The sequence below is a fragment of the Ferruginibacter sp. genome (genome assembly GCF_014377975.1).
Taxonomy (GTDB): domain Bacteria; phylum Bacteroidota; class Bacteroidia; order Chitinophagales; family Chitinophagaceae; genus Ferruginibacter.
The window spans coordinates 1-11,355 of the sequence record NZ_JACMOO010000289.1 but is presented as its reverse complement, the minus strand read 5'-3'; the positions used below and the strand labels follow the sequence as shown (position 1 = coordinate 11,355).

The 11,355-nt window shown below is 36.1% G+C and carries 12 protein-coding genes and 1 pseudogene; 7 read left to right on the top strand and 6 right to left on the bottom strand.

The features are described from left to right. The 7 genes from H7254_RS15040 to H7254_RS15010 all read left to right on the top strand — a co-directional run. On the top strand, positions 1-195 hold a 195-nt coding region (locus H7254_RS15040), incomplete at its 5' end, for a LytTR family DNA-binding domain-containing protein (protein WP_301933740.1). Positions 196-774: 579 nt separating this feature from the next. After that, positions 775-1,344, top strand: coding sequence for a Dps family protein (locus tag H7254_RS15035; protein WP_301933739.1), 570 nt, complete (start codon positions 775-777; stop codon positions 1,342-1,344). Positions 1,345-2,557: 1,213 nt separating this feature from the next. Beyond that, the gene (locus H7254_RS15030) at positions 2,558-3,415 is read left to right on the top strand and encodes a MotA/TolQ/ExbB proton channel family protein (protein ID WP_301923043.1); all 858 of its coding nucleotides are present in this window, start codon (positions 2,558-2,560) and stop codon (positions 3,413-3,415) included. Positions 3,416-3,470: 55 nt separating this feature from the next. Beyond that, positions 3,471-4,118, top strand: a complete 648-nt coding sequence (locus tag H7254_RS15025) for a biopolymer transporter ExbD (protein WP_301933738.1) — start codon at positions 3,471-3,473, stop codon at positions 4,116-4,118. A 49-nt stretch (positions 4,119-4,167) separates the two neighbouring features. Then, entirely contained in the window at positions 4,168-4,710 is a 543-nt protein-coding gene (locus H7254_RS15020; RefSeq protein ID WP_301933737.1) for a biopolymer transporter ExbD, read from the top strand. Between the two features lie 47 nt (positions 4,711-4,757). Next, on the top strand, positions 4,758-5,582 hold the full coding sequence (locus H7254_RS15015) for an energy transducer TonB (RefSeq protein WP_301933736.1): 825 nt from the start codon (positions 4,758-4,760) through the stop codon (positions 5,580-5,582). A 246-nt stretch (positions 5,583-5,828) separates the two neighbouring features. Next, positions 5,829-6,089 carry a hypothetical protein gene (locus tag H7254_RS15010; RefSeq protein WP_301933735.1) on the top strand — a complete coding sequence of 87 codons (261 nt, stop codon included), beginning with the start codon at positions 5,829-5,831 and terminating at the stop codon, positions 6,087-6,089. 132 nt (positions 6,090-6,221) lie between these two features. Here H7254_RS15010 and H7254_RS15005 read toward each other — a convergent pair whose 3' ends face one another. The 6 genes and pseudogenes from H7254_RS15005 to H7254_RS21530 all read right to left on the bottom strand — a co-directional run. Further along, a complete protein-coding gene (locus H7254_RS15005) occupies positions 6,222-7,229 on the bottom strand; it encodes a YncE family protein (protein WP_301933734.1) in 1,008 nt (335 codons plus the stop codon). Positions 7,230-7,269: 40 nt separating this feature from the next. Beyond that, positions 7,270-8,034, bottom strand: a complete 765-nt coding sequence (locus H7254_RS15000) for a hypothetical protein (protein WP_301933733.1) — start codon at positions 8,032-8,034, stop codon at positions 7,270-7,272. Between the two features lie 298 nt (positions 8,035-8,332). After that, positions 8,333-9,043 carry a LytTR family DNA-binding domain-containing protein gene (locus tag H7254_RS14995; protein ID WP_301933731.1) on the bottom strand — a complete coding sequence of 237 codons (711 nt, stop codon included), beginning with the start codon at positions 9,041-9,043 and terminating at the stop codon, positions 8,333-8,335. A gap of 2 nt (positions 9,044-9,045) precedes the next feature. After that, positions 9,046-10,074, bottom strand: a complete 1,029-nt coding sequence (locus H7254_RS14990) for a sensor histidine kinase (RefSeq protein ID WP_301933730.1) — start codon at positions 10,072-10,074, stop codon at positions 9,046-9,048. 5 nt (positions 10,075-10,079) lie between these two features. Next, positions 10,080-10,730, bottom strand: coding sequence for a cytochrome b/b6 domain-containing protein (locus H7254_RS14985; protein ID WP_301933729.1), 651 nt, complete (start codon positions 10,728-10,730; stop codon positions 10,080-10,082). A 40-nt stretch (positions 10,731-10,770) separates the two neighbouring features. Next, positions 10,771-11,355, bottom strand: a pseudogene (locus H7254_RS21530) (prolyl oligopeptidase family serine peptidase); the annotation flags it as partial.

Here is an 11,355-nt window from a genome sequence, read left to right as displayed (position 1 = left end):
ATGCAGTATTTTGAAGACAGCCTGCCACCGGAGGAATTCATCCGCATCCATCGCTCCTACATCATCAATGCACAATTAATCACCCGCATTGACCTGCACGAAAAAGACAGTCACCTTGCATTGCTAACCACTGGCCAGCGGTTACCTGTAAGCAAAGCTGGTTATGCAAAATTGAAGGAGGTGTTGGGGATTTAATGAGGTTGTAAATTTCATTTTACCAGCAGTTATTTTTCATAGCGGCATTGTTGTGTCACTCACTTGTACAACATACCATTGATGAACTTTTATCGAAGTGGTCCCGCAAGTTTGCTATTACAAATGGGTTGTATTGTAAAACGGATTGTACTTCCAACAATGCAAAATATATAACACTAATCAACTCGCTTTCACTATCAAAAAATCAGTTTTACTCTTATCTAATTTCATATATTTAGGTGTTATTATTAGTTTTTTGCAATAGTGTTAGCATCATCGAATTTTTGCCGTTACTCATTTTGTTTATTGTTGTATTTTTTTATGCAAATTTCCCTTAACAGAATAAAGTAGTTTGTAAACTTTGCAAGTATTAAAATACCCGGTTCCAGGTACTAAATCTTGTGATGTATTATCTGTATCAAAATTTTTAAAGTTTTGCACAAATTATTTTTATAAATGTTGCTTTAACCGGGTATTTATTCCACAACAATAAAAAAATATTGTACAATTCTGCCTGGCATGCTTATTGAACCTGCGCTTATCACTTCCGGTATGGAAGTTTAAAAAAATAATCTAAACATGAGCACAACAAAAAAATTACCAGATAGCGTGCAAGGCACAGTGGGCAAAGCAGGTAGCGGATACCCGGTGCCCGCAGACCTGGCTACACCCTCCGATCTTAAGCCAGATGAAATTAAAAATGTAGTTACCGCAGTAAACCCATTAGTTGCAGATGCTTTTGCACTTTACACAAAAACAAAAAACTTTCACTGGCATTTATCAGGATCACATTTCCGGGATTACCATTTAATGTTTGATGAGCAGGCCGATGCAATTTTTGAAAGTATTGATATTTTGGCTGAACGTGTACGCCGTATAGGTGGTACTACGATACGGAGCATTACACACATCTCTTCTCTGCAAACAATAAAGGATAATAACGATGATTTTGTGCCTGCAGATAAAATGATTGCAGAGTTGTTAAGCGATAACCAGCAAATTGCCCGCAACCAGCGTAAAGCTATCAAGACAGCTGATGACAATAACGACACCCCTACCAGTAATATTCTGCAGGAGTTGCTGGATAATACAGAACGGCGTATCTGGTTTTTATTTGAGGTAAGCCGAGGTGGCCGTAATGAGTTATAAGTTACAATAAATATTTTTTAGTAAGTGCCGCTGAATGCGGCACTTACTATTTTAAACCATTCGTTCCTGCGGTTTTTTTGCTGCCTGTTCTTTCAGTGATAAACAAATTAACAGGTGAAACTCCAACGGTAAAAACTACCATAACCAGTATCCCCTGCATGCAGTTTTTTTATACTTCTCATAGACGGAGCATCCCCGTTTTTACTACATGAATTCTTTAAATTTTTTGAGTAGATATATTTTTTAGCAGGAATATGTGCTTTGAATAGTTTTCATAAAGGAAACCCGTTAAAATTTTTTTATTTTTACTTCCTGGCACACACATTTAAAGAACATGGAAAATTTTAGCTTTCAACACACATTTTAATACTTTCATGGATTCAAACTCCATTGCCATGGTGTGTTTTAAAGCAACAGCTAATAAATTTCAGATATCCTGGATAAGTCCTTGATAAGCCTGATTAACGGGTTACTAAACAACTGATTTACTTCAATGAAGCCCTCAATATTGTTAGTATATCCATTATAAAAATAATAAGATAGTGTGGCTATATTAAAGCATTTTCAAAAAAAAAGAAGGTTATTTCTGCACAAAATAAATAAAAGAAGCCTTCAGTAAACTAATAGAAAAAACAGCTGTAGCAGGTACCGGCAATTGACAGACCGGGCGGTTGCAGTTAAATTATTGAACACTTTACAGGCAGTAAACTAAAAATTGTTAGCCGCATAAAACTCAAACGCTGCATCTAACAATACTACAACTTAAAAAACATGGAGGCTAGAAGCTATAATGGCATCGGGAATATTACTGCTGTTTAACATGCCATTGCGTATTTTACAAATGTAGATACAGGCCTGGATTTAAAACTAAAATAAATGGTACAAAAGGTATCAAACGTTTCTTCGGTATGCCTGCCTTTTTAATGCTGCCATGGCAGATGGTATTTTAAAATTATTTATAAAAGCAAATACCGGTATCTCTCTGTAATAGTTTGTTTGATGATTAATTTTTTGGGGTAAACTTTAGTAATTATTAATAAAAACTTATAAAATTCTTCTGCACGGTTGTTAGATTCAATTATTTTATTAACTTGTGCTTCGCCAAAACAATATTTCCACGAGGATATTTAATGGTTAAAAATCATTTTTATCAGCATTTAATATTTATTTTCACAAACAACATTTACACTTAACTCACTAAAAATTGAACGTCATGGCAGAAACAAAATCAACTGCAACCGTAAAACCATCAACTTCAGTACAGGCAAAAAAAACAGGCAATTCTATTTCATGGATTGCACCCGTAGTATGTATACTTTCTGGCTATTTTATCTGGAGAGTTATTTTGGGTAATCCTTCGCATTTTAATCACCCAGGAACCGGATGGTTTTGGCCAAGTCACGAAGGTGCCAAAAACTCTTTATATAATATGTATTCTGGTGGTATTATTGTGCCGATTCTTATTGGATGTTTTTTAACCGTATTAACTTTTATCATCGAAAGGTTTTTAACCATTTCCAAAGCGACAGGTACAGGAAGTAATGCTGACTTTATCCGTAAAGTTCAATATCATCTTGCCAATAAAAACCTGGATGCAGCAGTTGCAGAATGTGATAAACAAAAAGGTAGTGTTGGTAATGTAATGAAAGCAGGTTTGCACCGTTACAAAGAAATGATCAGCAATTCGGAATTGTCTACAGATCAAAAAGTAATGGCTATTCAAAAAGAAGTGGAAGAAGCTACAGCACTTGAATTACCCATGCTTGAAAAGAACCTGGTTTTTCTGTCAACTATTGCATCGGTAGCAACCTTGTTAGGTTTGTTAGGTACGGTATTAGGAATGATCCGTTCTTTCTCAGCATTAGGTGAAGGAGATGGAGGCGGTGCTGCTGCAGGTAAATTATCTCAAGGTATTGCGGAGGCTTTATACAATACAGCCCTGGGTATCGGTACATCTGCTTTCTCTATTATTTTCTACAATATTTTTACCACCAGAATTGATGGTATTACGTACGGTATTGATGAATCAGGATTTACTTTAACACAAAGTTTTGCTTCTATGTACAAATAAAGTATATGGAAAATTGCAATTATTGTATCTAAGTAAATAATTAAATTTTGTAAAAATGTCAAGAGCCAAAATACCCCGTAAAAGCACACATATTGATATGACGGCCATGTGTGACGTAGCGTTTTTATTGTTGTCTTTCTTCATTCTGGCAACCAAAACAAAACCACCGGAAGCCGTAGCAGTTATAACTCCCAATTCCGTATCTACCAAGGTCGCCAAGGAAGAAGCCATACTGGTAACGCTTACAAAGGAGGGCAAAGTTTTTTTGATGTTGGGTGACAAAGCGCATAAAAATGCCATCATTGATGATATCAACACCACTAAGGGGTTGAATTTATCAGGTGCCGAAATAGCAAAACTCAGGAAAATTGATTTTATTGGTGTTCCATTCAACCAGTTAAAAAGTTTTCTCGATTTAGCTACTACACCACCACCGCAACAGATGCCCGGTATTCCTTGTGTTGATAGTACCAATAATGAACTTACAGATTGGATTCGAAGTGTAGCAAACGCTTACAAAGGAGAAAATATGGACAACCTGAATCTTCTGGTAAAGGGTGATAATGCAGCATTTTATCCGGCTTTTAAAAGTATAAAGGAATCATTTAAGAAAAATGATATTTATAAGTTCAAAATTGTTACCAACTCTGAGCCACCACCACCGGGTTCCGAACTGGAAAAAGAAGCATTGCAGAAAAAATAATTGTACACTTTTGTTTTAAGTCATCTTAAACAAATAAAAAATTACCGATATGGCAGATGTAGATACCTCGTCGGGAGGCGGGCATAAAAAAGGCCCCGGCGTAAAAAAGCCAAAAAAACAGTCAACCAGGGTAGATCTTACCCCCATGGTTGATTTAGGATTTTTGTTAATTACTTTCTTTGTGTTTACCACCACCATGAGCCAGGCAACGGCCATGAACATGAATGAACCCAAGGACGATCCGAATAATCTGTTGAAAGTTAAAAATTCCGGAGTTATGACCTTGTTGCTTGGTAAAAGCGATCAGGTGTACTACTATATGGGAGAGCTCGTTGATCCAAATAAGCAATTTAAAAGTAGTAATTTTAAAGATATCCGGCAGGTAATTCTAGACAAGAAGAATGCAACTCCGATCGGCGATTTGATGTATATCATTAAAGCTGACAAGCAGGCTACCTTTAAAAATGCGATTAATATATTGGATGAAATGTCGATTAATGCAGTTCCTCCTGGCCACTATGCTGAAGTTGATATGAGTGATGTTGAATCTCAATTAATTAAGTCGACAGAGACTGCGAATGGGATTAAATAGTTTATGGAATTTGTTGAATTTAGAATCTAACTACAAATTAATTTACAATGGATATAAATAAAATATTACGCGCCGATGTTCTCGATATTATTTTTGAGGGTAAAAATAAGGAGTATGGCGCTTATGATCTTCGTAAAACGTATAATAAGCGCATTACAAAAGCATTACTGTATACGGGCGGTGTGATAGTATTGGTATTTTTAGCATCCATTTTTGCCAATCTTGTTGGTAAGGGTAAAAGCGAACAAATTGAAGTGGTTGATACACAAATGGCTGAAATAAAGAAAGCCGAGCCACCACCACCAATACCACCGCCGCCGGTAAAACCACCACCGCCGCCGGTAGTTAACCAGATTAAATTTACCCCTCCAAAAATTGTAAAAGATGAAGAGGTAAAACCAGATGAAAAAATTGAAGAAATAAAGGAAGACCAGGTTATCAGTACCAAAACCGTGGAAAGCGAAAATAAAGTGGCAATCGTTCAGGCTCCCGTTGAAGACAAGGGTTCTCAAATTACAGAAGCTCCAAAAAGTAATGATGAGGATAAAATTTTTACAAAGGTAGAAAATGAAGCTGCATTTCCAGGAGGCGAAGCTGCATGGCGAAGATTTCTTGAAAAAAATCTGAATGCAAGTACACCCATCGATAATGGTGCTCCGGAAGGCTCTTATAAGGTGATTGTAAGATTTATTGTGAGTAAAGATGGAAGTATCAGTGATGTTCAGGCCGAATCAAAATATGGTTATGGCATGGAAGACGAAGCCGTGAAGGTTATTAAGAGGGGGCCTAAATGGACACCCGCTTTGCAAAACGGACGTAATGTTAATGCATACCGCCGTCAGCCAATTACCTTCGTTGTTCAGGATAATTAAGTACGATTTTGAATTATATATGTATCCCTTTACAAAAGATTTGTAAAGGGATTTTTTTGCCTTAAATCCAGTTGTATTATTTTTTATACCACAAGGGAAAAATTTTAATAAAGGCGTATGGAAATATTTGTTGTCATCCCCTCAGCTGGAAACTAAGTACCATGACCGAAATTGAAAATAAAAAACCAGCAGGCAATAAAAGAATGTTCGGCTTAAAAAAAGAATACAAGGGTAGACCTAACACCCATGGTGGATCCTGGGTTTCTGCTTATTACCTTTTTTGTATCTACTACAACCCTTTCTACACCTACTGTTATGGAACTTAATATGCTTTTCGATAAAGTTAAACCTGGTAATAATATCTGTGAGTCGGGTGTGCTTACTGTTTTTTTGGAGAAGAATAATCTGATCAGATACTACGAAGGAATGCCTGAATCCCGTCCCGTTTTAAAGGAGACCTTTTTTGGAGACGAAGGCATCGGGGATATTATATTACAAAATATATAATTCACGAGTATTGACTCTTTCTGCTTCTCCGATTTAAACGTAAATATAAATGGCGGAGGCAAATAGCGTGGCCGGGATTTCCAGTTAGCACAGCACAATTCAAAGAATGAAACATTGCGATAAGGAGGATGATCAGTTCATTTCTACAGCTAATATTTTAAACGTTCCAGGGATTATTTCCGGACGAAAGGTTTCTTTAGACGCAGGTTTAAATAAACCGGATGGCAGATAAACCTTGTGTGTTTTTTGATCAACTGTGATCGTTCTTGCCCCGAGTTTGGTTACTACATTTCCGGTTAAAATAAATTTATCAGCCGAAAGCTCTTTAATAACAGTTAGTGTGCCCTCACCGTTTGAGGAGTAAACAGTTTTTAAACTATTATCAAATCCTGCGCCGTCAGCCTCCTCTCCAATTGGGAAACTTGTTACTACATTACCATTAGAAGCGTCCATCACGATGATACGTTTATTGCCGCAAGTTGCAAACAATCGCATGGTTTCCCTGTCTATTGCAAGGCCGGAGGCACCAGTACCTGGTTTATTCGGCCAATGATGTGTAATTTTAAAAGTAGTGGCATCTATTACATCCATCTCAGCTTTTTCGGCATTGTTAACATAGATGTTCCCTTTACCGTCACTTACAGCTGTTTCCGGCCAGCCGCTGAGTTGGATAGTGGCAACAACCGTATCACCGGCAGGGTCGATCACCGTCATATTTTTACTCATTCCATTACACGTAATCACTTTTTTTGAAAAATCATCGTAGAAAATCGCATCAGCAAATTTTCCGGTTGGTACATATTTAAGTATTTTATTCGTAACAAGATCAAATACCAGCACTTTATTCAACGTTCCGTTACTAATATATCCTTTTCCCAAAGCATGCACCAGAGCAATGCCATGTACATCCTTTTGGGTTTTAATAACTCCTAATGAGTCGCCGGTATTTTTATTTAAAATATTCACCTGTGATCCATTGGAAACATACAATTTTTCAGAAGCAGAATCAACAGTCATGTAATCATAGCCGCCACTACCCTTAATAGAGAATGTACCACTGATGTGGTAGGCTGGTTTATTTTGGGCGTAAGATAATGCTGTTGTTAAGAGCATCGCTGCCAAAACATTGTATCTTTTCATGTTATTATTTTTTGTTTTATTTATTTAATTAAACTTTGGTTTAAAACCTTCTTCCCAAAATGACTTTAAAAATGAGTTTATCCGTACTTGTTGTAAATCCCCGTCCAAGCCCAGCGTTAAATTCCCATTCCGGGCTTAGGTTTAAATCTGTAACTATAAACAATTGGTGTTGCTGTTGGTTGAAAGTATCAAAATGAAGTACAGGCCCAGTACTTCCATAATACTCCAAACCTAGGGCAACCTTTTTGTTCAGGTCATAACTGGCTTTTACATTGGGTGAAAAAATAAGTCCTCTATTTTCGTCAGGCCCCTGAAAACTTTTTCCAAATACCGGATTTAAGGCAATATAAAGTGCTTTCCATTTTTTATCTATAATTGGCCTAAGTTCAAGGGTACTTGTATTGGCTGAATATTCTTTTTTCTGAAATCCAAATTCAGCCGAAAAGCTCAGGCCTACTGGCAAATGCCAATCTACCGGTGCCGAAACCCTTGGACGAATATGCGATCCAACATAAGCTGTCCGGTTATTATTTCCTATCGCATTAAACAAATAAAAACCGATTTCAAACCACGACGTAAATCCATGAGTTACCTCAATGGTTTCGTGGATAATATGATTGGTTGGCAACAGCACTTTTCCAGTTTCTTTATTTCCATCAAAGGTATAATTGCTGTGTATTTCCACCATCGTTTTTCCTTTTTCTACTGTTTCAGCCCCATATACCTGAATCTCATAATTATCCTGTGCAAATACCACACTGGTTAAAATTGAAAAGAAACAACATAAATAAAATTTTGAACGCATAAATTTATTTTTAAGAGAATACTATTGACCGTTATTAACTTGAACTATTTTCAAAATGTACTTTATATTAAACAATCACTTTCCTGCATAGTTTATTGATAACATATCATTAATAAAATTAGTTTTTACATGCTCAAAAGGTTTTTGAATGCTTGTTAAATACTAAATTATTATTTTACGCCAAATTACCTGATCGGCAAACGATTGTTGTCAATACCTTGTAGATTATAAATGGGGTAATGGTTTTAAACATCCGTATCCAAACAAAGAACAATTCATTGAAAATTAATAAGCAACACTAAGAACCTTTGCTCATCAATCTTTCTACATCCTCACGAAATGTTTCACCAACGGGAAGCTCCATATTCTTAATAAACACACTGTTTTTACGGATGGAAGTAATGCTTTCAACGGCAACGAGATAAGACTTATGTATCCGCAAAAATTTTGAGGATGGGAGTTCCTGTTCAATTGCTTTTAAGGTGAAACGTATCAACAAGGGTTTATTGTCGCTTCTCAGATATATTTTTATATAATCCCGCACTCCTTCTACCCAGATAATGTCGCTAAACATTATTTTAACCTGACTATAATCAACATTTACAAAAAAAAATTCTTTTGTATTTGCTGCAATTGGTTGCTGTTTTAACGATTTTAATTCATGCAGTTCTTTGGTTTTGTTACAGGCCTTTATAAAACGGTCCAGCGCAACAGGCTTTACCAGGTAATCCACCACTGATAAATCGTAACTTTCAAGCGCATATTGTTTATAGGCAGTAATAAAAATTATGAATGGTTTATTTTGAAGTGTGCTGACAAATTGCAATCCTGTTAAGCCAGGCATTTGTATATCAATAAAAATTAGATCTACTGAGTTTTCCTCTAAAGCCTTCACAGCTTCAAATGCATTGGTGCAAGAGGCCACTAATTTTAAGTACGCCACTTTGCTGATGTTGTCTGCCAGCAGTTTTAAAGCCAATGGTTCATCATCTACTGCAATACAATTCATTGTCATTTTAAAAATAATTTTAAGTGAACTTTATACCAACCGTTGTTGTCGTCAATTGAAAGTGTATGTCTTTGAGGATACAACAGTTGCAACCTTCTTTTTACATTTGTCAATCCAATCCCGGAAGTTTTATCTTTTGCTGTATCCGAGCTAACATACTTATTCTTTATAAAAAAGTCCAGTTGATTATTGGATGAATGCAAATCAATGTCGATTTCAGGATTGCTTAATAACCCGTTTCCATGTTTAAAAGCATTTTCTACAAAAGGTATCAACAACATGGGCTCAATGGTATGCCACTCTTCTTTTACATCAAAACTGGTATTTAATGTAAGCTTGCTGCTAAAGCGAATCCTTTGCAAGTCAATATAATTCTGCAACGATTCTTCTTCATGGCGGAGTAACACTTTTTCTTCATCAGTTTCGTACAGCATGTACTGTAATAACGATGATAATTTAATAACAGTAGGTTCTAGTTCATCACTCTTTAACCGAACCATTGCCACAATATTATTCAGTACATTAAATAAAAAGTGAGGGCTTATTTGTGAACGTAGAAAGGATAATTCTGTTTTTAAATTTTCTTTCTGTATTTCGGCTGCAACGGTATCGGCTTTAATTTTATCGTAAATAATTTTATAAGTTGTACTTACTGTTACAGTAAAAAGAAAGGGTATGATATTATGAGCAGATGATCTAAAAAAATTAAAATCATGACCCTGTACAAATGGCTTAAACAAAGCGCCATGAAACAGCATGATAATACAAAAAGATAGTAAAAGAGAAAATACAAAGTAAATGTACCTATGCTTATTAAATAGCTTCGGTATCAATACCAATGCATTTAGATAAAACAATCCCATCCAGAATAAATTGGTTACCGTCTTTAGGTTTCTAAAAGCAAGATCACCGGCGTCCTTTGATGAATCATTCTCAGAGATAAAAATAAAAGGCAATAAAAAAATCATTACCCATACCAAAGCATGTAGCATCAATATTGAATTTTTATTCAATTGCCAGTTTACTTTCATGATTCTCAATTGTTTTCTTTACCATTAATCATCCGGGAAACAATACCATTATGTTTTGTAAGATCTGCTCTTATAACGCCGGCAATATGGATTACAAAGAATGTGTATAATCCCCATTGTACTATACTGTGCGTTTCTTTTGCGAAGTTATGTACAGGCTTTAACCACTCAACATCTTCAAAAGCTTGCACCAGCCCTGTAGTAGCCATTGTAATAAAGAGAATATAAAATACCGCATAGCTAAATTGCACAAAAAGGAAATGCTTTTTTTCTGGGGTACCTGCTGGGTAACCAAGGGCTGAACGAATCTTTGTTGACAGTTTTTTTTCCTTTGACAATCTTACTTCAATTATAATACGGCTAAAGATTAGAAAACTTAGGCCGAAACCAATATATTTATGCAGCATCCACAATTTATCACTGTATTCATGAGCCACGCTCCATGCCTGGCTTTTAGTAACAGTACCTCCTTTTTCCTGCACCTGCTGCTGCACCATCTCGATATTATTATTAGTCTTAAATAAAGTTGACCCAAATATTACGGTAGTTATAGAAATAGTGAAGAACAAAAATGTTAGCCAATGCCATAACCTGATAGATGCCGGTTTAGCTTTTTGGAAATAATGTGGAACTGGTCTGGATGCACTGGTTATCATTGTAATAATTATTTATTTTATTTTGTAGAAAGCTCTATTTTTATTTTAATATTTTATCAAGAAAAGAAAATACTATTTGCAGGTTTTCCGATGTTTCAAATTCCTTCCCGCCATGTTGTGCACCTTCCAGCAAATGCAGTATTACTTTTTCTTTGCCTAATACTTTTTCTAATTTCCCGTAAAACATGACAGACTGTTGTGTTGGAACTATCTGGTCTTTTGTGCCGTGTTCAATTAGAAATGGTGGATCATCGCCCGTAATATACGATTCAGGATTTGCCATCTTTACTTTGGCTGGAATCGCAGTAATTTTTTGTCCTAACACTTTTGATTCCGGTGAATTGGCTTCGCTGTGATCAGGTGTGCCATTACCCGTTTTTGTGAGTTGTTCATCCATTTATAAAAAATTGGTTGGGCCAAACCAATCTACTTCAGCCATCACCCTGCTCGATTCATTTGCGTTGCCCATATTCATATCTCCCAATTCCTTTACATCTCCAGAAGTACCTGCCAAAGCAGCCAAATTACCTCCCGCCGATCCACCCCATAAAGCGATTCGTTTTTGGCTAAATTTGTATTTCGCTGCATTTGCTTTAACCCAACGTATTGCAGCTTTTACATCATT